At 52.8% G+C, this 21,683-nt stretch carries 14 protein-coding genes; 9 read left to right on the top strand and 5 right to left on the bottom strand.

Annotated elements, in window-relative coordinates; translation table 11 throughout:
* The first annotated feature begins 155 nt into the window (after positions 1–155).
* The 5 genes from K3T83_RS11465 (at position 156) to K3T83_RS11445 (ending at position 8,585) form a co-directional block, all read left to right on the top strand.
* A complete protein-coding gene (locus tag K3T83_RS11465) occupies positions 156–3,260 on the top strand; it encodes a transglycosylase domain-containing protein (RefSeq protein ID WP_220203106.1) in 3,105 nt (1,034 codons plus the stop codon).
* A 300-nt stretch (positions 3,261–3,560) separates the two neighbouring features.
* Entirely contained in the window at positions 3,561–4,616 is a 1,056-nt protein-coding gene (gene hrcA / locus K3T83_RS11460; protein ID WP_220203105.1) for a heat-inducible transcriptional repressor HrcA, read from the top strand.
* A 77-nt stretch (positions 4,617–4,693) separates the two neighbouring features.
* Positions 4,694–6,601 carry a molecular chaperone DnaK gene (gene dnaK, locus K3T83_RS11455; RefSeq protein ID WP_220203104.1) on the top strand — a complete coding sequence of 636 codons (1,908 nt, stop codon included), beginning with the start codon at positions 4,694–4,696 and terminating at the stop codon, positions 6,599–6,601.
* Positions 6,602–6,892: 291 nt separating this feature from the next.
* Complete coding sequence (gene dnaJ, locus K3T83_RS11450; RefSeq protein ID WP_220203103.1) at positions 6,893–8,041, top strand: molecular chaperone DnaJ; 1,149 nt, start codon at positions 6,893–6,895, stop codon at positions 8,039–8,041.
* Positions 8,042–8,210: 169 nt separating this feature from the next.
* Entirely contained in the window at positions 8,211–8,585 is a 375-nt protein-coding gene (locus tag K3T83_RS11445; protein ID WP_220203102.1) for a hypothetical protein, read from the top strand.
* A gap of 146 nt (positions 8,586–8,731) precedes the next feature.
* Here K3T83_RS11445 and K3T83_RS11440 read toward each other — a convergent pair whose 3' ends face one another.
* From K3T83_RS11440 to K3T83_RS11430, 4 genes are all read right to left on the bottom strand, one after another.
* The gene (locus tag K3T83_RS11440; RefSeq protein ID WP_220203101.1) at positions 8,732–9,742 is read right to left on the bottom strand and encodes an endonuclease/exonuclease/phosphatase family protein; all 1,011 of its coding nucleotides are present in this window, start codon (positions 9,740–9,742) and stop codon (positions 8,732–8,734) included.
* A gap of 176 nt (positions 9,743–9,918) precedes the next feature.
* Positions 9,919–11,286, bottom strand: a complete 1,368-nt coding sequence (locus tag K3T83_RS11435) for a glycine--tRNA ligase (protein WP_220203100.1) — start codon at positions 11,284–11,286, stop codon at positions 9,919–9,921.
* 401 nt (positions 11,287–11,687) lie between these two features.
* Positions 11,688–11,816: a hypothetical protein gene (locus tag K3T83_RS57190; RefSeq protein WP_268963452.1), complete on the bottom strand. Its 129-nt coding sequence runs from the start codon at positions 11,814–11,816 to the stop codon at positions 11,688–11,690.
* Positions 11,817–11,901: 85 nt separating this feature from the next.
* On the bottom strand, positions 11,902–12,663 hold the full coding sequence (locus K3T83_RS11430; RefSeq protein WP_220203099.1) for a dienelactone hydrolase family protein: 762 nt from the start codon (positions 12,661–12,663) through the stop codon (positions 11,902–11,904).
* A gap of 220 nt (positions 12,664–12,883) precedes the next feature.
* Between K3T83_RS11430 and K3T83_RS11425 the strand changes: the two genes are divergently transcribed.
* A complete protein-coding gene (locus K3T83_RS11425) occupies positions 12,884–15,484 on the top strand; it encodes a DEAD/DEAH box helicase (protein ID WP_220203098.1) in 2,601 nt (866 codons plus the stop codon).
* A gap of 15 nt (positions 15,485–15,499) precedes the next feature.
* Here K3T83_RS11425 and K3T83_RS11420 read toward each other — a convergent pair whose 3' ends face one another.
* On the bottom strand, positions 15,500–15,664 hold the full coding sequence (locus K3T83_RS11420) for a hypothetical protein (RefSeq protein WP_220203097.1): 165 nt from the start codon (positions 15,662–15,664) through the stop codon (positions 15,500–15,502).
* A 216-nt stretch (positions 15,665–15,880) separates the two neighbouring features.
* On the opposite strand from K3T83_RS11420, the gene K3T83_RS11415 reads away from it, so the two are divergent.
* From K3T83_RS11415 to K3T83_RS11405, 3 genes are all read left to right on the top strand, one after another.
* Positions 15,881–18,241, top strand: a complete 2,361-nt coding sequence (locus tag K3T83_RS11415) for a serine/threonine protein kinase (protein ID WP_220203096.1) — start codon at positions 15,881–15,883, stop codon at positions 18,239–18,241.
* A gap of 148 nt (positions 18,242–18,389) precedes the next feature.
* On the top strand, positions 18,390–21,017 hold the full coding sequence (locus K3T83_RS11410; RefSeq protein ID WP_220203095.1) for a serine/threonine protein kinase: 2,628 nt from the start codon (positions 18,390–18,392) through the stop codon (positions 21,015–21,017).
* A gap of 59 nt (positions 21,018–21,076) precedes the next feature.
* A complete protein-coding gene (locus K3T83_RS11405; RefSeq protein ID WP_220203094.1) occupies positions 21,077–21,469 on the top strand; it encodes a hypothetical protein in 393 nt (130 codons plus the stop codon).
* The last annotated feature ends 214 nt before the right edge of the window (positions 21,470–21,683 follow it).

Below are 21,683 nucleotides of genomic sequence, written 5' to 3'. Positions count from 1 at the left end.
TTCTCCGAAAAATCGGTCTTTTATCACCGTTCTTTCTCATCAGGGCGGGAAAATATAGAGCAATCAGGTATATTTAGGGAGTAACAGAATATTGTGCCAGAGGATATGCGAAGGCAAGGGCGCAGGTCTCTGGGTGAAAATGAGGATATGGATCTATGAGTAATAACTGGCAGCAACGACCTTTTGAAAAGCCGAAAGGAGAGAATAACACTCCTCCTGTTCGTCGTTCAAGCAGTCTCTTGCGCGATTATGCTCCACAGCAATCACAGCCATCAACGCAGAAGTCGCCGCCATCACAACCGTTGCGACTGCCATCGCAACCATTGCCGCCGCCATCGCAACCATTGCCATCGCAGCCGCAGCAATATTCACCGATGCCGATGCAGCCGCAACAGGGGACGCAAGCGCCAAATCCCTATTCTCCTATGCCGCCGGGACCATCTACGCCCGCAGGCCCAGCCAATGTGCCCACTCAATTTTCAGCACTGATGAAACAGCCCTGGGTCGCCAATACGGTTGCGAATACTGTTGATATGATGCGTCGCTTCTCAGGCAAGATGGCCGCGATTAATCACCAGCAGCAGGAACTACCGCCACCACCGATGGTGTTGTACCATCCGCCCCAGGTCAGTGGTGATCTGGCAGCGCCAAAGTCGAAGCAGTGGAAGCGTTCGCGAGCTGTGCGCATTGCCATGAGGCGGCGAGATCGGGGCGCACGCAATCAGCCCCAGACACAAAAAATTGTCATCAGCGTTCTTGTTGCGATAATGCTCGTGTTGGTTATCTCCACGTCGTCGGCCAGCGCTTACGGGTATGGATATTACGAGAGCAAGTTGCCGAGGCTGCAAGAGATTGCCAATCTGCGCATCTCGCAGACCACGCGTATTTATGATCGCAACGGCGTTCTACTCACCGAGGCATATGATCCCAATGAAGGTGGACGCCGTATCCCGGTGGCCTATAAAGATGTTCCCAAAGTCATGCAAGACGCGATGACTTCGGCGGAAGACCCCTCCTTCTGGACAAATTCGGGGGTTGATCCGCAAGGTATCACCCGTGCCGCGACCAGTTATATTTCCCATCAGGGAGTCGCTGGCGGTGGTAGTACGCTCACTCAGCAGGTTATCAAAAACATGACGGGAGATGATCAACAGACGCTTGATCGTAAAGTTACTGAAGCCGCGCTCTCAATTGGTCTGACCCAGCAATATCCCAAGTGGAAGGTGCTGGAGATGTATTTCAACGTGGCCGGTTTTGCTTCGCAGGACATGGGGGTCGAGGCAGCGGTTGAAGAGTTTTTTGGCCTCCAGCCGATCTGTGACATCAAGTTTAATTGTAAGCCCGGCATTTCGCAGCTAAACTATAATGCCAAGACCAAGAAGCAAGATCCATTGCTTGGACTGGCACGTGCCTCGTTGCTGGCTGGCATGCCTCAGAACCCGAATTCCTACGATCCTACGTTGGGTGAATCTCATAAGAAACTGGCCTTGGCTCGTCAAGATTACGTCCTCAATCAGATGATGCGCTCGAACGTATCGGTTGAGGGTCTGGGGCCAGTCACACCGAAAGTGATCCAGGATGCGGAAGCGCTGACCGCTAAGATGACGTTCAAGCGCTATCAAGCCTTTAAGAAAGCTCCCCACTTTACCGATTGGATCATCAATCAGGTTGCTCTGATTCTTGGGAATGGCAACTATACAACCGGGTTGGGATTGTTTAAGACGGGTGGCTTCAATATCCGTACCTCCATTGACTCAAACCTGGAGACGTATGTAGAAAACGCTGTGAAGCGCCACCTGACCCAGTATGAGCTTCAAGCGTTTTACGGTATCACTGTGATTCCGAAAAGTTATTATAATCTCAATGATGCAGCGGTTGTCGTCATGAACGCAAAGACAGGCGAAGTTCTGGCGATGGATGGCAGCCTGGATTATTATGACAATGCAGCGGTAACGAGCGGGCAGATTAATATGGCAACCACACGCCGCCAGCCTGGATCGACGTTTAAACCGATTGTCTATGCCACAGCTTTTGAGATGGGACTGAACCCTGGAACGGTCCTGCCAGACTTTCAGACCTTCTTCCCCAATGGCGGCGGCGCGGGGATGAGTTCAGAGGCTGCCTATCATCCCACCGACTATGGCAACACATACAATAATCAGAACTCGACTATTCGCATGGCAACCGCCAACTCGTTCAACGTGCCAGCGATTAAAGCCATCTCATTTGCTGGGGTGGATAACGTCGTGAATACGGCCCGGCGCATGGGTATCACGGACCTTGATGCCTCGGCCAAGGATTTGAAAGCCAACGGCCAGTGTAAGCAGGATTCAAGCGTTGCTGATTGTGTCCACCTGACGCTGGCCCTCGGTTCTGTTGAGGTATCGCCCTTGCAGATGGTCAGCGCATATCAAACATTTGCCGATCAGGGCAAGCATGTTCCTCCGCAAGGTATCCTCGATATCTGGGACAACTATGGACACAACCTGTACCATTTTGATGCAGCTCATCCCCAGGAGTCTCAGGTCTTCACGCCACAGGTCTCATATATGATGACCTCTGTATTGACCGATCAGAAAGCACGCTCCTTTGAATTCCAGAATGTGCATACTCTGTCGTTCTGGGATTGGGATGGAACATGCAGCACGCTGCCCTGGAGTGGTCTGCCGCGTTGTATACATGATGTGGCTGCCAAAACCGGAACGACCGATGACTTCAAAGATAACTGGACGATAGGCTATACGCCGAATGTTGTTGTGGGAGTGTGGACTGGTAATGCGAATAACGTAGCAATGGTCAATAAGCCGACCGGTATCACAGGTGCAGGCCCGATCTGGCAAAGTGTGATTTCCTATATGACAGGTCGCCCCTGTGCTCAGATTGACCCCAACATTGCCTGTCCCTCTAAACCGTTAGATCGTAAAGCGTTGAACCTGACGCAACCCGATACCTTTGCTCAGCCAAGCGGTCTGGAAAAGGCTTGCTCCAACTTCACCTCTACAACGCAGGTGAAGGATAAGCATGGCAAGACAAAGGATAAGACGACCACCACCACGAATTGTGACTGGGTGTTGCAAGGTCAGGCTCCTGTGCAAACAGGGAACAACAACGGAGACAATAATAATAACGGAGATAACAACAACGGGGACAACAACAACAACGGGGACAACAACAACAACGGGGACAACAATAATAATAACAACGACAACGGGAACAACAATAATGGAAATCATAATGGGAATAACGACAACAACAATTAACGGAAATTAGCGATGTTCTGTAAGTATTGTTGCAAACCCATTTGTATTGCCAGCCAGCTTATAGAGCAGGACGTGGACGCGCCATATCCTGCTCTATTTTTCTCCCTTTTCTGCCGCTATCTTCCGTGATTCCCCTCTTCTGCTCTTGACAATCTCCCTGTCAGAGTGCTATTCTATCTTTGCACTCTCAGGGTGAGAGTGCTAGCAATCGTAGTTGACAGATGTTGTATCATCCTAACATAGCAGTCCTGGAAGTGTATTGGGAGCGATAAGCCAGGAAGATTGGGGGGCGGCAAGCACATGATACCATTGAGTCCACGCAAACAGCAAGTATTGCGGGCATTGGTTGAAGAATATATACATACCGCCACGCCGGTTGCGTCGGAGGCTCTTGTACGCAAGTATGGGCTACGTTTCAGTTCCGCAACGGTGCGGCATGAGCTGGCGGGTCTGGAGGAGGCAAGCCTTATCCTTCAGCCTCATACTTCTGCCGGGCGTGTGCCTACGGACCTGGGCTATCGTTACTTTGTTGAACATCTCATGCGGGAGTCGGCGTTATCCCTTGATGAGCAGCGGCTTATCCGTCATCAGTTTTATCAGGTGCAGGATCAGTTGGATCAGTGGGTACGACTCACGGCCTCGGTCATGGCCCGTTTGCTGCACAGCGCGGCGATCATGACCCCGCCACGATCGAACGAGGGCCGCCTCAAGCATTTTGAGGTGCTTTCCGTCACTGATCTCTCTGCGCATATGGTGCTGGTACTCACAGATGGTACGGTGAAGCAGCAGCGGCTCCTGCTGGATTCTCCCATTCAGCAGGAAGAGTTGAGCCTCGTGGCCGTGAAGCTCAACCAGCTTTTCCAGGAAAAAAACAGCGCAGAGATCAATGCAATCGCCAGCAAGCAGGATCTCTCGCCTATCGAGTCGCTCATTATCAATACGATTACACGCATTCTGGAACAGCATGAAGATTTGATAGGCGATATCTTTTACCGCGAAGGGGTGGCAAATATTCTGGAGCAACCAGAATATAGTCGTCTTGGATCGGAAGAGGTGAGAAGCGAACGGGTGCGCAACGTCATTGAGGTATTGGAACAGAATCGACTCTTACCCGCGCTGGCGTCGCATTTGCAGTCTTCGGATGGTGTACAGGTGATTATTGGTGGCGAGAATCAGTGGGATGAGATGAAAGATGTGAGCCTGGTGGTGGCCCGTTATGGGCAGGAGGGGAAGGTTGGGGGTCTGCTGGGCGTCATTGGCCCAACGCGCATGCAATATGATCGCGCTATTGCTGTTGTGCGCTACATGGCAAATGTGATGAATGAGTTGCTGGCAGAGATGTACGGCTACGAATAGGAACAAACCAGATCACTTGAGTAAAATAGCTTGAGTAACAATATACAGTAGAAATAGAGATTAAGTAGGAGGCAACAGTGCCAAAGGTTATCGGAATCGATCTAGGAACCACAAACTCTTGTGTTGCAGTGATGGAGGGCGGAGAGCCGGTCGTTATCCCCAACGCAGAAGGCGCGCGTACCACGCCATCTATCGTTGCCATCAATAAAAATGGTGAACGCCTTGTTGGTGAAGTCGCAAAACGTCAGGCTATTACCAACCCGGAGAATACGGTTTTCTCAATCAAGCGTTTCATGGGACGCAAGTTCGATGATCCCGAAGTTGATCGCGACAAACGCCTGGTTCCTTACAAGGTTGTGCGCGCCAGCAATGGTGATGCCTGGGTAGAGGTGCAGGGTAAACAGTATAGCCCACCTGAAATCTCTGCTATGATCTTGCAGAAGCTCAAGACCGATGCAGAATCCTATCTCGGCGAGCGAGTTACGCAGGCTGTTATCACCGTTCCGGCGTACTTTAACGATGCACAGCGTCAGGCGACCAAAGATGCTGGCCGCATTGCTGGTCTGGAGGTCTTGCGTATCATCAACGAGCCTACCGCTGCATCGCTGGCCTACGGACTTGATAAGAAAAAAGATGAGCGTATCGCCGTGTATGACCTGGGTGGAGGTACGTTTGATATCTCGATCCTGGAGTTGGGCGATGGCGTTTTTGAAGTAAAAAGCACCAATGGTGACACGCACCTGGGCGGTGACGACTTCGACCAGCGCATTATCAACTGGCTGGCCGATGAGTTCCGCCGCGAGCAGGGCATTGATCTGCGCCAAGATCGCATGGCCCTCCAGCGCTTGAAAGAGGCAGCAGAGAAGGCGAAAAAAGAGCTGTCCAGCTCGATGCAGACGGAGGTCAACCTGCCGTTCATTACGGCGGATGCCAGCGGTCCTAAGCATTTGACCATGACGCTTTCCCGCTCAAAATTGGAGCAACTGGTGGAGGATCTGGTCGAGAATTCGCGCATCCCTGTCACCAAAGCCCTGACCGACGCTGATGTGCGTCCCGGCGGCATCGACGAGGTCGTGCTGGTTGGTGGTCAGACGCGTATGCCAGCTGTGCAGACGCTCGTTCGTCGCATCTTTGATCGCGAGCCACATCGCGGCGTCAATCCTGACGAGGTTGTAGCTATTGGTGCCGCGATCCAGGCAGGTGTCTTGACAGGCGATGTCAAAGATGTACTGCTGCTCGACGTGACCCCGCTTTCGCTGGGTATCGAGACTCTGGGTGGCGTCTTTACCCGCTTGATCGAGCGCAACACCACGATTCCGACTCAGAAGGGCCAGGTCTTCTCGACCGCCAGCGATAACCAGCCCAGCGTGGAGATCAACATCCTCCAGGGTGAGCGCGAATTTGCAAAAGATAACCGTTCGCTTGGTAGCTTCATTCTGGATGGTATTCCCCCGGCTCCTCGTGGGGTGCCACAGATCGAAGTGACGTTTGATATCGATGCCAATGGTATCGTGAACGTGTCGGCCCGCGATAAGGGGACCGGACGCGAGCAGAAGATCACCATTCATCCTTCCAGTGGTCTCTCGAAAGATCAGATCGACAAGATGGTGCATGAGGCAGAGTCGCATGCAGCCGATGACAAGCGGCGCAAAGAAGAGGTGGAGGAGCGCAACCTGGCCGATAGCGCGGCTTACCGCTCCGAGAAGAGCCTCTCCGAACTGGGTGATAAGCTCTCCTCTGAGCAGAAGGGCGAACTGGAGACCAAGATTGCCGATGTTCGTGCGGCCCTTGCCACCGACGATATCAGCCGCATCAAATCGGCACGTGAGGCGTTGGAGCAGGCTTTCTATCGCGTGAGCGAATCAATGTATCAGCAGCAGGGCGCAGCTCCTGGTGGCGACTACGCCGGAGGACCACAGCCAGAGGGTGAAGCTGGTGCCGGTTCTCGCGACGACACCATTGAGGGTGAATACAAAGAAATGTAACAACTCAGGTAAGGGTGCCAGTGCTGGCACCCTTACACCCGTTTCCTGAATACGCAATCGGCGGTCCTGGCGCATATTATCCTATCGCACCATTTTGGCTACCCCCATTGCGTATGTTTATAAGAGCGTTGTACACTGAATGGTTGTAAGTTAATAAAATTGAAGCAGAAAGCTGCATTTGTAAATGGGTAGGAAATACCTGGTATAAACGATGATGCCCGGTATATAGTTTAGTTTAACCAGTAGCGCGGATAATATCGCGCCCTGTTTCTGACGGTAAAGGACCGGTAGATGGCCGCAAACAAACGAGATTTTTATGAGGTGCTGGGGGTAGCGCGTACGGCTACGGAAGACGAGATTAAAAAGGCCTTCCGGCGTATGGCGAAGCAATATCACCCGGATGCGAACAAAGAGCAGGGAGCGGAGGCCCGCTTTATCGAGATCAACGAGGCATACGAAGTATTGAGCGATCCGCAGAAGCGCGCCGCCTATGATCGTTATGGTCATGCGGGGCTGGGCAACGGTGCGGGCGCTGGAGCTGGTTTTGCCACTGATTTTGGCTCATTCAGTACTATTAACGATCTCTTCGAGACTTTCTTCGCAGGAACGGCTGGTGGAACATCGCGCCGAACGGGACCGCAGCGTGGAGCAGACCTGCGCTATGAGCTGACGATCACGTTTGAAGAGGCGGTGTTTGGTTGCCAGAAAGAGATCGAACTTCCTCGTTGGGAGACCTGTTCTCATTGTCGTGGTAATGGAGCGCAGCCGGGTACATCAACGTCGCGTTGTTCCGCCTGTCAGGGAACGGGCGAAATTCGCCGCGTGCAGCAGTCGATCTTTGGTCAGTTCGTCAATGTGACGATGTGTGAACGCTGCCGAGGAGAGGGCCGTGTCATTACGACCCCCTGTGAGAAATGTCGTGGACAGGGGCGCGTGCGCAACAATCGACGCGTGGTAGTCAACATTCCCGCCGGTGTCGATGATGGCATTAACGTGCGCGTGACTGGCGAAGGAGAAGTGAGTGCGCGTGGTGGCACGCCTGGTAACCTCTATGTTGTGCTAACAGTGAAGCCGCACCAGTTCTTCAAGCGTCAGGGCAACGATATCATTTATGAATTGCCTATCAGCTTTACACAGGCCGCGCTTGGCGATGAGGTTGACGTGCCGACCGTCGATGAGAAGAAGACGACTCTGAGAATTCCCGCTGGCACGCAGAGCGGTCGCTCGTTTCGCCTCAAAGGAATGGGTGTTCCTGTTGTCCACAGCAGCGCGCGTGGCGATCAACATGTCATCGTCAAAGTCGTGACGCCTACCAGCCTGACCGCTGAACAGAAGCACCTGCTTGAAGAATTTGCTCGCCTCGAACAAGAACAAAACGAACAGAACGATAAAAACATCTTCCGCAACCTGTTTGAGAAAACAAAAGATGTGTTCCAATAGAACGCTCAATTCAATCAAAACGATAAAGGATGTGGCTATTCGCGAAGATGGCCACATCCTTTTGTGTTTGTAGGCGATTTTTCTACAACATCGCCGTTAACAATCACGTAGATAAGAGTGTTCGGAATTATAGACAGATTATTTCTTTGAAGGAAGGAACTGAAGAAGTATGCAACAGATGCATCCTGAAGAGCAGCGGCATTACCAAGGCTATGAGGGGAACCAGTCATATGAGCAACCGCATGCTGGCGAGCCATATGGTCCCAGTGCAATGTATGATGATGAGTTTATGGATGCTTTCGCGCAACGTTTGTCGCAGCGGATGGCTCAGGGACCAGCCGGTAAAATCCAGCCACCGAATCGTCATGGCGCATCGTCGGGACAACGGTTGGCGTTAGCCATCGTTTCCATCTCCCTGCTTGCTTTTATTACCCTCATCCTGTTTACAAACTCTTCTATTAGCAGCCTGGTTGCCCTGGCTGTGCTGGGTGGTATGACGGTTGCGTTTATCATTATCAATGGAATATTTAACGCGATGAAATGAGAAAAGGTGGCAGGGAGCGCCCCGAAAATGGCAGGGGCGATGGCTTGTCCTCGCCCGGTGTTCTCCCCTCATCGCGCCTGGGAAGGGCGAGGACAAGCCATCGCCCCTGCCATTTTCGGGTGGTATTCCCACGTTGTTTGTCTGGTTTAGTGCGTCATCGCGCTATCCAGTTCTTCTTGTTGTGGATGGTTTTGCACGCGCAGACCAAACTCGGCTGTGACCGGGAGATGATCGCTGGCCTCGCTCCCCTGCACACCCTCACCACTGGTGAGTACGTCGCATTGTTCGAGGCGCTCGATGAGATCGGGGCTGGAGAAGATGTAGTCGATGCGCCCGGCAGGTGCGGCGGCTGGGCAGCTAAAGCCCCACTCGTTGGAGTGGGCACGACGGAAGCTGTCAATGTAACCAGCTTCTTGCAGGATGCGAATGCAGCCACGTGGCGCATAGAAGGTGGCGGCAGCATCGAAGAGCGAACAGAGCAGTTGGCTACGTGGGATTGTGCGGAGCAGCGGCTTCAGGAAGCGTAGTTTTGGCGGTACGACGAAGTCAAGATGAGGATGTCCATCGGTCATCTTGCTCCCTTGCTTGTCTCGATCCAGGCCCACGACGTAGCGCACCAGGAAACTGGCCTTGAATGCATCGCCGGGAGCCAGCGAGTTGAAGTCGCCCATTAGCATGTGCGGCCTGCCCTCTTCACGCAATGGGGCCATGATGCGCAGGATTTCGCGCGCCTCGCGTTCTCGCAAATGGTTGCCAGCCCAGCCACGATAGAAAGCTGCGTGGAAGTGGGTCACAAAGATTGTGAGCTGTTGCCCGTTGCTTTCCTCGACGCACACTTCCAACAGCGGCTTGTTCAGAACGCCGGGACGCGGATGTATCTTCGTGTAGACAACGGGTAAGCGGGTTAATAATGCTAACTGATAATCGGAGCTATGAGCGGGATCGCCACCCATGATAAGCTGCATATTGAGGGCTTCCGCGATCTCTTCGATTACCAGGGGTTTTTGTAACAGGAGAGGGTGTGTTGCCTCTACCAGCCCCACCACATCCGGGTCCACCGATTGAATCATTTTCGTCAACTGCGCAGTACGTCTTGCACCATTTTCACGTAAACTATAGCCACCAGCCAGAATATTATATGAAACAATACGGGTCATATTTTCTTGTATCCTTTTGTATCATCGATCTGGATTCGATTCCACTATATCAAACGCGCCAAACCCTGTAAAAGATACGGTACCAATTGGTTGATCTTATAGAAAAACGAGAGCAAGCATGGTTTTTTCTCCATGCCTGCCCTCGTTCGCGGGCAAGAAACCGCACGGGAATGTTGCTATTTCCAGGTGACGCGTTCGAGCAGATAGGGCATCAGTTCGTCGATGTGGATGCGAATCTGGCTCATTGCGTCGCGCTCACGAACGGTAACAGTCTGGTCGTCGAGCGTCTGGAAGTCGATGGTGACGCAGTAGGGCGTCCCGATCTCGTCCTGACGGCGATAGCGGCGACCAATGTTCTGAATATCATCATACTGGCTGACCATGAAACGCTTCAAGTTGTTGTGAATGCCCTTCGCGGTTTTGACCAGTTCCTCTTTGTTCTTTTGTAGCGGTAGGACCGCAACTTTGACGGGAGCAAGCCAGGGATGCAGATGCAGCACGGTGCGGGGATTGTCTTTCCCGGTTGGGTCTGGCTGCACTTCATAGGCGTCAAGTAGCAGGTTGAGGAAGGTGCGATCCACGCCGCCGGATGTCTCCACGATCCAGGGGATATAGCGCTCTTTGGTCAGCGGATCGGTGTAGCTCAAATCCTCGCCGCTATATTCGCTGTGGCGCGAGAGATCCCAGTCTTGCCGCCAGTGAATGCCTTCCCATTCCTGCCAGCCCAGAATGGTGCGATACTCGATATCGAACGCTTTTTTTGCGTAGTGGGCCAGTTCATCGGGGCCGTGTTCGCGCAAGCGCATGCGATCTTTGTGCGTGATGATGCCCTGATACCAGTTAAAGCGGAACTCTTTCCAGTAGTCGAACCACTTCTCCATCTCGCTCGGATGGACGAAGAATTGCAAATCCCACTGCTCAAACTCGCGCTGGCGGAACAGGAAGTTTCTAGGCGTGACCTCGTTACGGAATGCTTTCCCGATTTGACAGATCCCAAACGGCACCTGCATGCGCGAGGACTTCTGCACGTTGTCGTAGTCCAGGTAGATGTTCTGGCAGGCTTCACCGCGCAGATAGGTCTTCATGCGCTCGCCCTCGATGACGCCAAGATAGGTCTCCATCAAGAGGTTGAACGTGCGTGGTTCCAGCAGTTCGCCGCCGCAGTTGGGGCATTTGTTCTGCTCAAGATTTTCTGGGGGCAGGTGATCGATGCGGAAGCGCTGCTTGCACTTTTTGCATTCGACCAGGCGATCCACGAAGTTCTCGACGTGGCCGCTGGCCTCCCAGACGCGCGGATGAGTGATGATGGAGCCTTCGATGCCGACGACGTTATCGTGCAACTGGACCATCGACCACCACCAGTAGCGACGGATGTTATTGCGTAGCTCGACCCCCAGCGGGCCGAAGTCGAAAATGCCCGCTACGCCACCGTAGATTTCGGAATTGGGGTAGACGAAGCCACGCCGTTTACAGAGGGAAACAATGTCTTCAATTGGCACCAGTGGCGTATCCTGCACGGCTGGTGTGTTCTCGGTTTGTGTCATGAGTGGTCTCCTCCACAAAAAAAGCCCCAGGCGTAATCCGCCCAGGGACGAATGTGTCGCGTAGAAGCCTGGGGCAGCTACATCGATGGACACATGCGCGGTTCCACCCTGCTTCTTCACCGATATATGGTAAGGCATATCCAGGAATGTGCCATTGAACGGTGAAGCCACTCATTTATGCAATGAATCCAACTCCGAAGCGCCCTTCACTCAGTTTGGATTGCCGACCTTGCACCATCTATCGGCTCGCTGTTATCCTCCGCGAGTTACTCCTCTTCATCAACGTTGAAAAATCTATCATCTTGTACCACGCTATTATAGCAAAGATGACGCGAAGATACAATTAGATATCTATCGGACGCCAACCGAAGCGCTGTTTCTCCTGCGTGTGTAGCGGGCTGCTAGCGTTTCTCCTTGCGCGCGATTTTCTCCATGAGGATAGGTACGATAATCGAGATTGCGGTGACGGCTGTAACGGCGGCATAGGCCCATGTTAATGTTTTACCAACCGGAGGCTTTTTGTTCATCATGCGATCTGCTCCTTTTATGTCGGTGGTTGTCCTTCTCTCTTTATTACGAACGGACCGGCAAAAAGGAGCAGCATGGGCAATGGTGTTAGTGCGTGTGAGCTTTTATGAAGTCAAGAACGCGCTTCCAGGCGTCAGTAGAGGCTTCGGCGTACTGGTCGGCGCGACGATCAAAGAAGCTATGCGGTGCGCCAGGATAGACGATGATCTCGTGTTCGACGCCTGCACTGGTGAGCTTCTCGTCAAAGCTTTGGACATCGCTGGGCGGGATGCCCTGATCGGCACCACCGAAGAGGCCAAGCGCCGGATAGTGGATCTTCGCGGCCTGATCGAGCAGGGTTCCAGCACCGCCAAAGTTGCGACTCATGCCAGCATAAAAGCCGATCACGCCAGCCAGATCAAATTCGGCTGTGCCGGTCATAAATGAAAGCGAGCCACCCATACAGAAGCCGACAGTAAACGTGGAGCGGCCCTGTCCACCATTGGTTTGTAGATAGGCGAGGGCAGCTGCAACGTCTGAAAAGATAGTGGGAAGTTGAAGCTTCTGCACATGTGGCATGAACTCAAACGGTTCATCGCGCGAGGTGAGACCTGCTGTGCGCCCAAAATAGTCAAAAGCGATAGCGGTGATACCTGCTTCTGCGAAGCGTAGCGCCAGATCTTTGTAGAACTGATGCAGGCCGCGAACATCGGGGTAAATGATTATCTGTGCATTGGTGGGCTGATCGGGTCGAGCGAGATAGGCGGCAAAACGGTTGCCGTCAGTGGCGGTCAGAACCAGATCTTCACCGTGCGCTGTGCCATTAGCTCCGGGTGGCATAGGAGGCCGCGCATTATCGTCATAACACATCTTGTTACTCCTTAATAACTCTACGAATGTGAATACGATCTCTTTTAGTATAGCCTCTAAAAGATGAAACTGCACGCTCAGCAGCGCATTTTACTGATCTCAAGTCCGAAAAGGAGTAATAAACTCTTGTATTACTGCTATCGTACCGCTTGTGTGTATTGTTGGAACGTGTTACAATGTGAGAGGATGTAAATATAGTTTAATGTACGATAGAGAAAGTATGGACGAACACGTGGAGGCCGGGCAAGAGAACCTGGCGGGCATTGAGGCATTTGTCGCGCGTTACCCCTTCCCTATTGACGCGTTTCAACTAGAGGCGATGGGACACCTGTTGCGAGGGCAATCTGTGCTGGTGGCGGCTCCTACCGGTACAGGCAAGACGCTTGTCGCCGAGTTCGCCATCTGGCAAGCGCAACAACACCAGCAGCGCGTCATTTATACCACTCCATTGAAGGCGCTCTCCAATCAGAAATATCGCGATTTGCGTGACCTTTATGGGTACGATAATGTTGGGCTGGTGACGGGCGATATCGTCGAGCATAGCCAGGCTTCGATTGTCGTTATGACCACAGAAGTCTATCGCAATATGCTTCTGGAAGAGGGAGGAGATCGCCTCGCCCCTGATGTTGACTTTGTGCCATCCTCGCTGGCCGATGTGGGTTTCGTCGTTTTTGATGAACTGCATTATCTGAGCGATGTTGGACGTGGTCCCGTGTGGGAAGAAGCCATCATCTGCTCGCCACCGCATATTCAGCTGGTCGGGCTTTCCGCCACCGTAAGTAATGCCGAAGATCTGGCAAGCTGGATCAGCCGCGTGCATCGACCTATCGAACTGGTTGTGCATGAAGAACGTGCCGTCCCTCTAGAAGATTATTACTTTTTAGATAACAAATTGCATCTGGTGCAGGATGCGAATGGTAATCGAGTTGAGCGTTTCCCACGTATAGGGGGCGAGGCGAAACTGGCCCAGGCGATGGCGCGCAACCGTGCTTTTGTGTATGAGGATGAGGAAGACGAGGATCTGGACGAAGATATCTGGTTGGAGCGTCGCAAACGAGGGAAGGCGTATCAGCGTTCGGCAAAACGCGCTGCACGTGGAGAGATCGAGGAAACGGGCGCTACGCAGGAGATCGCTGAGCGGCGGGAGGATGGGCAGACGCCGGAGGGAGAGAAGAAGCCGAAGCGTCCCCAACGACGAGCACCTACTCCGGGCGAGATATTAACTGTGCTGCGTGATGCTGATATGCTCCCCTGCCTCTACTTCTTGCCGGGACGCCGTGTCGTGGAAGAGGCCGCAATGGGCGCGGCACTGCATAGCTTCACCTCTCCCGAAGAGGAGGCGCGTATTCGTGACGAAGTGGGCATCTGGCTGGATCGTTTGCCAAAAGAGGATCGGAACCTTCAGCAGGTGCATGCGCTGGTTGGATTGTTGCCACGTGGATTAGCCTTTCATCACGCCGGGTTGTTGCCGGGCTTGAAGGTGCTGGTGGAAACGCTGTTTGCTAGAGGCTATTTGCGAGCGGTTTTTGCGACTGATACGCTGGCTCTTGGTGTGAACATGCCTGCACGTTCGGTGGTGGTTGGTAGCCTGAGTAAATTTGATGGGCAGGAGATGCGTCTGCTGACCCCGAATGAGTATCGCCAGCTCACAGGACGTGCCGGACGACGCGGTATGGATGTGCATGGCTCGGCGATTATTCCCTATTCGCCCTGGGAGCCGTTTGAAGAGGCATTCCAGCGTATTACCGGCGAGCTATTGCCCGTGACCAGCTCTTTTATCGTGCGCTATAACTCTATCTTGAACCTCTGGCGACCGGGCGATGTGCAGCATTTGCGTCGCATCTGTGCTTCCAGCTTGCGCGAGTATCAGCGCTATCTGCTCTGGGAGATTAACGAACTGCATCGCCTTGAGAAGCGCTATCAAAAGGCGAAAAAGTCGGGACGGAAAAAGGGAGCAGCGTCGCAGGGAGCTTTACAGGCATTGGAGAAGCGGCGGCAGAAAATCGGCGACTATCCGTTGAGTCGGGCCGGTGCCGCTGAATTGGATGGCACCATCTTTGCGTTGCGTGCGCTTGGCTATATCGGTCAGAACGATCAACTGACGCTCAAAGGGCGGCTCTTACGCAGCATTTTTCATCCTGCCGGAGTTATTCTGGTGGAGTTAATGACCAGCGGTGTGCTGAGCGAACTATCGGCCCACGAGTTGGCGGAGGTCTGTAGCTGGTTTACTTTTGATAATGATCGTCGTCTGAACAATCGCAACGTCGTGCATGCCAAATTGACGCAGGTACGGCGTGAACTGTGGCAGATCATTCAGCGGGTACATGGCATCGAAGAGCGCGCAACGATCCCTTATTCGCCGGGCATCGTCGCTGAATTTCATGGTGTGGCACTGGCCTGGTCGCGTGGCATGTCTTTGAGCGGCCTCTTGCGGCGGATTGAACTGGCGGAGGGTGATATCCTGATGATCCTCAACCAGACGATCGATCTGGTGCAGCAGTTGCAGGCAGCAGTGGGACAGGTGTTGGATGCGCGCGATATCTGGGAGCAGGTAACGCCAGTCATGACTGATGGTGTAATGAATGAGCGAGTGGCAGGCAGACGAACCGAACAGCTTCAGCAACAACGTGAGCGTCTGGAGAGTCTGCGGCCGCTGCTGGGGCAGGCCTCCTCTTCGCTGTTTCGTGGGATCATCATTCAGAGCCGCACTGTTCCCTCGATGGTGGCGCGTGTCGGCGACGAAGAGGTGCCACTCGATGCCGAAGAGGATAGAGATACTCAAGGATTGAACGATCCGCAGGCGTTTGTTGGCGAGATCTAACCTCTGAAGTGTTCTTTATACGCGTTGTTGAGCGATATGCCCCTCTAACGATTGCTCAACAACATAAAACATAATGGCAATCTTCTCCACTACGAAGTGGGGATATTGCCCCTCTTCTAGCTGAGATGCTCTCATATCTTTGCGCTCTCCGTTGAAATCCATCTTCTGTTGTGTTTTCATGCCAGAGCAGGCAAGCCTCTTTTGTGTTGAAAGTTGAGCTACAGAAAAACATTACTTTGGTCATGCTTTCAAGGCTAATACATTGTCAGAACAATGCAAGTTGACTAATATGTACAAGGGTACAAGTGTAGATTACAAAGGCTGAAGGGAGATGATGCGGCGGGGAAAGAGGGTGACAGCTATTGGATGTCAGCAGTAAAAAGGGGTAGAGTTTTCATGAACGCAGAAGCATTGATAGGAACAGTATTAGGAACCTGTACGCTGCAAAAACTGGTGGGACAGGGAGGTATGGGTGCAGTCTATCTCGCGCAGCAATCGCGTCCCCGGCGTCAGGTTGCCGTGAAAGTCTTGTTGCCTATGACTCCTTTGAGTCCCCATCAGCTTGTCGCATTTCTTGAGCGTTTCAGGCGCGAGACTGACGCGGCAGCATCGCTGGAGCATCCGAATATCACACCTGTACACGAATATGGCGAGCAAGATGGCCTGGCATATCTGGTGATGCCCTATGTCAGTGGCGGCACTTTGCGCGATGAATTGGAGCGCGAGGGACCGTTGCCGCTGAGTGAGGTGGCGAATTATTTAGAGCAGGTGGCCGCAGCGCTCGATTTTGCGCATGAGCATGGTGTGATTCACCGCGATATTAAACCAGCCAATATCTTGAAGACACATGAAGGCCGTTTGTTGCTGACTGATTTTGGTCTGGTGAAGATTGTAGCGGCAGACGCTTCTCCCCAGGTACGATTGACCGGGGCCGGAGCACCTGTTGGCACGCCTGATTATATGGCACCAGAGCAGGTGATTGGTGAAGAGGTTGATACACGCGCCGATCTCTACTCCCTCGGCGTGATCCTCTATCAGATGGTTACTGGCACCACGCCTTTCCAGGGCGAGACTCCCATGCAGATAGCCGCGCAGCATTTGCAAATTCCGCCTCCCTCCCCTCAAATGCTCCGTCCAGACCTACCAATAGCTGCCGAACAGGTGATCCTGCGCGCGCTGGCGAAACGCCCGTCTGATCGCTATTCCAGGGCTGAGGATCTCTCGAATGCTTTCCGTTCCGCGCTACTGAGTGCTGGTATTCAGGTGGAGGCCAATATTATCCAGGGAACGGCGAAGTTCAAGGCCGCAACCGGTCGCTTTATGACACCAAAGAGCCTTTTTGATCCGAACTGGCAGACAACGGGTGCCTCTACTCAATCGGCCCAGATGCCAGCGGCACACTTGAACGATGGAGCACTGCCTGGCATGACTGGTGGAATGATGCTTGGTAATCAAGGGCAGAGCAGAAAATTGCCGACAGCTGAAAGAGGTAGTGGACTCTTGAGCCGCTCAACAAGCGCGATGCAGTCGGTTACAGGGACTGCTTCGGCGTTGACTGGTAGCTCTATTCCCACTCCTGGTTCTGATGGGCCACGTACCGTTGGTGGAGGTCTTCTCTCACGAACTGGTAAGTTCCCACTGGTTGGCACTGGTAGTACAGGCCAGATGCCAGTAATGCCTGCGAATAGCACGGAAGCACCAGCCGCCCCCGACGCTTTCTCTCCCTTCTCGACCGCTCAGCCTGCCTCCGAGGTCGGGTCGCTGGGTATATTCAATACGACCGGGGAAATGACCGCGCAGGCAGGATCGAATTCAGCGAAATTGACTGGTCCGGTGAAGGTCGTTCAAATGCCGGTTCCTGGGCAACCTGGACGTTTTATGACTGGTATCCTGCCTGTAGTTCCACAGGAAGAGGCGCTGGGGATAGGCGAAGAGGTGTCGCTCAAGCCGGAGAAAACAAAGTCTACAAAGAAGGGTCTCAGGCCCTGGGCCGTCGTGTCTCTGGTTCTGGTGGTGGTGTTGATCATAGCTGCCAGTGGCGGTATTTTCTGGTTTGTACGAGGTCGTGGACAAACACCCACGACGGCGGGACAACAACAGCAGCAGCAAGCAACTACAAAGCCAGCAGGGACGCCAGACGCAAATGCGCGAGCGACGGCAACGGCTCAGGCCAATATAATTCTCTCTGATCCACTGGACCAGAATATGCATAACTGGCTCACCAGCCCTGCCGATGTCTATGCATTCAAGAATGGAGCTTATCACATCACTGATCGTGGTGATAATGGTCGAGCCACAGTCTTGCAGGCCAATCCCGTTGATGGTCAACTTGGCTATACTTTGACGATGCAGGAGGTGCAGGGTAAGGCCACCGATACCAATTCCTTTGGGATGCTATTCCGCTTTAGTCAGAAGACGCAGAACGGGAAGACAGTCACAACGTTCTATAGTTTTGAAGTGGTGAACACGAAGGGCGGGCAGTATCAGTTCTGGCTTTATAACGATGCCGATGCGAAAGCTCCCTGGAAGAAGCTATGGTCGCAAAACTTTGGCGCGGAATTTCATCAGGGACAGGGCGACAAAGCCAGCAATACCTTCAAGGTTTTGATGAACGGCAATAAGTTTACCTTTACAGTGAATGGCAAAGAGCTTAAAACGGTACAGGACGATGCGCTGAAAAGCGGCCAGGTGGGAATGATTGTGAATCAGAACGGGACAGAGGTGGCCTTCAAAAACCTGTTGCTGACCCGTAGTTGATCTATGTCAACGCTATGAAAAATACTACCAGGAGCGATCCCGGTTGTGATATATCCTCTAAGATATGAGGGAGAGGAGTGGTTGCGGCTCTGGCGGGAAGGGTCACGCCAATAATGTAGAATCTTAGCGGCAAAAGAGGGAAAATGCGATGAACGCAGAAGCATTGATAGGAATGGTGCTAGGCACCTGTACTCTACAAAAGCTCATCGGGCAAGGAGGAATGGGTGCAGTATTCCTGGCTCAGCAATCACGGCCCCGGCGTCAGGTGGCGGTCAAGGTCTTATTGCCTATGTCGCCGTTGGCCCCTAATCAACAGGCAGCATTCCTGGAGCGCTTCCGGCGAGAAACTGATGCGGCAGCTTCGTTGGTACACCCGAACATTATGCCTGTGCATGAGTATGGTGAGCGTGATGGTCTGGCGTATCTGGTGATGCCTTATATCAGTGGCGGTACCTTGCGTGACGAGCTGGAGCGTGAGGGATCGATGCCGCTGGCGAAGGTGGTGAATTATTTAGAGCAGATGGCGGCCGCTCTGTCTGTCGCGCATGATTGTGGTGTTATTCACCGGGATGTGAAGCCTGCCAATATCCTTGAAACCCCTGAAGGTCGTCTGGTCTTGAGCGATTTTGGTTTGGTGAAGATCGTCGCCGAAGGACAGATCCAGCAAAATCGCCTGACTGGTGCGGGTGTGCCGCTGGGGACGCCAGACTATATGGCACCAGAGCAGGTGTTGGGCGGCGCAGAAGTGGATGCAAGAGCCGATATTTATTCGCTGGGCTGTATTCTGTATCACATGATTACCGGAGTAACGCCGTTTAGCGGCGATATGCCAATGCAGGTCGCGATGCAACACCTGCATACTCCCCCTCCTTCTCCCCGCTCTTTACGACCGGATTTGCCCCCTGCTGCTGAACAGGTGATGCTGCGTGTACTGGCGAAACAGCCGACAGACCGTTATGTGCGGGCGGTGGATTTTGCCAGTGCTTTTCGTGCAGCTTTAACTGCCGCCGGGGTGCGCCTGAACGATATGCCTGTCGATAATGGTGCGGCGGATAGTCGTATGTTTAAGCCACGCAGTCTGTTTGACCCGATGTGGCAAAAGAACGCGCCTGCCGTTGCTACGAATGAACTGGGAGCGGGTGCCGCAATGCCTCCTGTTCAACCAGCTGCTAACGCTGAACCTGTGATGGGACAGGGCGGCGTGAGACATGATATTGTGGGGCAGACGAGCATGACGTTGCCCTCGTTTTCTGGTATTTTGCCGCCGTTAGATGCAGCCGCTACTCCTATTCCACCAGATGCAACGGCGATACAAACTCCAGGGGGAGCACGTTTCGGCCAGAGGAAGATGAGCTTGTTACGTACAATGGATGGCTTGAGCGCCTTTGCACAGCAGCCTTCCGCGCCGGAACAGTTGGAGTTTTCACCTGCGCCAGTATACGAACCGGCTGGAGTAGCGGAACTGGAATCAACTGAGCTCTATACCCCCCCGGCTAATATGCCAATAAATGTGCCGAACGCAGCACCTGCTCCCAGCACCTTTGGTGAGTGGAAGAAGCGCAACAGTGATTCTGGTCTCATGGGTGGCTCCTCGCCGGAAGCGGGTTCTGAGGGAAATGCTTTCGCGGCAGCGAGTACTGACTTCCAGCCAGCAAATGCAAATTATATGATGCCGCCACAGAACGATCCGAGCAAGACGCGCGTTCTGCCCGATCTGAACAACGAACAAAATAAACCTGCGACCACGACGGGAGCGTTGACGAACGCACAGGGGACGGCGGCCCTGATGATCCCTGTGACGAATGAAAAAAACGGTCAGACAACTACGATGAAGCTGACGCAATCGGTCAAGGTGATTAAGGTGCCAGTTGCTGGTCAGCCAGGTCAATATATGACCGGTTTGTTGCCAGTCCTCTCCCAGCCGCTCGATTCGGCCTCTGCAACGCCCCCGACGGAAGAGGAGGTCTATGATCCCTCGTTCAAGGGTAAGCTAAAGCGAAACATGATGGCGATTGTCCTGGTCGCGGCGGCAGTTATTTTAATCTTTGCAACCAGCGCCTTCTGGATCGTTGGCGCTCGATCTAGAATGCAAAATGCACAGACGGCTGCTGGCCTGAGCGCAACTGATGCAACTGCGACAACCGTTGCTCAGGCAACGACTGTTGCGCAATCGGCGAATATTATTCTGGCGGACTCGCTCAGCACGAATAATCATAACTGGCCAGTTGCTACAAAGGGTGCTCAGTTATATCAGTTTAAAGACGGTGCCTATCACATCGCGAATAATGATAGCAATCAGCATTCGGCTTTTGCTCTCCTGCCCGATGAGACGTTCTCCTCGCCGTTTGTGTATAGCCTGACGATGCAGGAGGCGAAGGGTGATGATGGTACGTTTGATAATCAATTTGGGATAGTCTTTCATTACAATGCGCCTAAAAAGGGCCACTCGACGTTCTATTTCTTTGGCGTGGCGAGTGCGAAAGATAATGGAGAGTATATTTTTGCCAAGTATGACGATGGCTTTGGCGCGGATGTAACGCCCTGGTCCACCTTATGGCATCAAAAATTGGGGAAGGAGTATCATCTGGGACATGGTGCAAAGTTCACAAATACGTTGAAAATTGTGGTCAATGGCAAAAATTTCACGTTGTATATGAATGGCAAGAAGTTAGCATCAGCCCAGGACACATCTTTCTCGAACGGCCAGATAGGAATGCTGGTGAATCTCAAGGGAACTGAGATCGCTTTCTCTAATCTGATGCTGACAAAGAATTGAGGCAGGTACGGGCCAGCGTCAACTGGCCTGTTAGTATGTAGTTGAGTGTAGTGAACACGATGCAAAACAATTTTGTCTTAATCACCTTATGGATCACCGGTTTCCTGTTTGTTTTGAACGTTATTCTCGCCATTGTTTTTCGCGCGCAGAAGAAACTTGAGATACTCTCTTATTGTGTTGCATGCGTCCTTGAACTGATCATTTTTGCATTTGATTTTTCGTATCAGACGGGGGCGATTGCGCTGGTGCCATTTCATCTTCCTCCAGGGCTTCCCTTTAACGGCCCTCAAATCGGGGCAGCTCTGGCAATCGGGCTGGGACTCTTTCCCGCTGCTTACTGGCATCGTACCAATTTCTCCGATCTGTCCAAGCGAATTGCTGAGGATGCCAAAACGATGAAGGAGAGCGAGGCTGGCGTGCGCATCCGTAAACCCGGAGAGTGGATAAACTAGGTCAGCACTGCATATAGTTCATTTTAAAAAGCATGGGAAACCTTCGCAAAAGTTTCCCATGCTTTTTATCTGCCCTGCTTTTTATCCTTGCTGCCAATAACAAAATAATGTTCTGCGAACTCATTTTCTTCAAAATTCATTCACGATGAGTTGATAAAAATGTGATAATTTGTATGTCTTCACGTCTTTCTTAACAGAGCGTTTTGCGTGCTAG

The organism is Reticulibacter mediterranei (assembly GCF_016587455.1).
Note: the sequence above shows the minus strand (reverse complement) of the source record. Positions and strands in the feature narration are given on the sequence as shown.

Bases quoted from the DNA above. Each gene is read 5' to 3' on its own strand.
- K3T83_RS57190 (WP_268963452.1), bottom strand. From the start codon at position 11,816: ATGATGAACAAAAAGCCTCCGGTTGGTAAAACATTAACATGGGCCTAT.
- K3T83_RS11410 (WP_220203095.1), top strand. From the start codon at position 18,390: ATGAACGCAGAAGCATTGATAGGAATGGTGCTAGGCACCTGTACTCTA.
- K3T83_RS11420 (WP_220203097.1), bottom strand. From the start codon at position 15,664: ATGAAAACACAACAGAAGATGGATTTCAACGGAGAGCGCAAAGATATG.
- K3T83_RS11415 (WP_220203096.1), top strand. From the start codon at position 15,881: ATGAACGCAGAAGCATTGATAGGAACAGTATTAGGAACCTGTACGCTG.
- dnaJ (WP_220203103.1), top strand. From the start codon at position 6,893: ATGGCCGCAAACAAACGAGATTTTTATGAGGTGCTGGGGGTAGCGCGT.
- hrcA (WP_220203105.1), top strand. From the start codon at position 3,561: ATGATACCATTGAGTCCACGCAAACAGCAAGTATTGCGGGCATTGGTT.
- K3T83_RS11440 (WP_220203101.1), bottom strand. From the start codon at position 9,742: ATGACCCGTATTGTTTCATATAATATTCTGGCTGGTGGCTATAGTTTA.
- K3T83_RS11430 (WP_220203099.1), bottom strand. From the start codon at position 12,663: ATGTGTTATGACGATAATGCGCGGCCTCCTATGCCACCCGGAGCTAAT.
- K3T83_RS11465 (WP_220203106.1), top strand. From the start codon at position 156: ATGAGTAATAACTGGCAGCAACGACCTTTTGAAAAGCCGAAAGGAGAG.
- K3T83_RS11435 (WP_220203100.1), bottom strand. From the start codon at position 11,286: ATGACACAAACCGAGAACACACCAGCCGTGCAGGATACGCCACTGGTG.
- K3T83_RS11405 (WP_220203094.1), top strand. From the start codon at position 21,077: ATGCAAAACAATTTTGTCTTAATCACCTTATGGATCACCGGTTTCCTG.
- K3T83_RS11445 (WP_220203102.1), top strand. From the start codon at position 8,211: ATGCAACAGATGCATCCTGAAGAGCAGCGGCATTACCAAGGCTATGAG.
- K3T83_RS11425 (WP_220203098.1), top strand. From the start codon at position 12,884: ATGGACGAACACGTGGAGGCCGGGCAAGAGAACCTGGCGGGCATTGAG.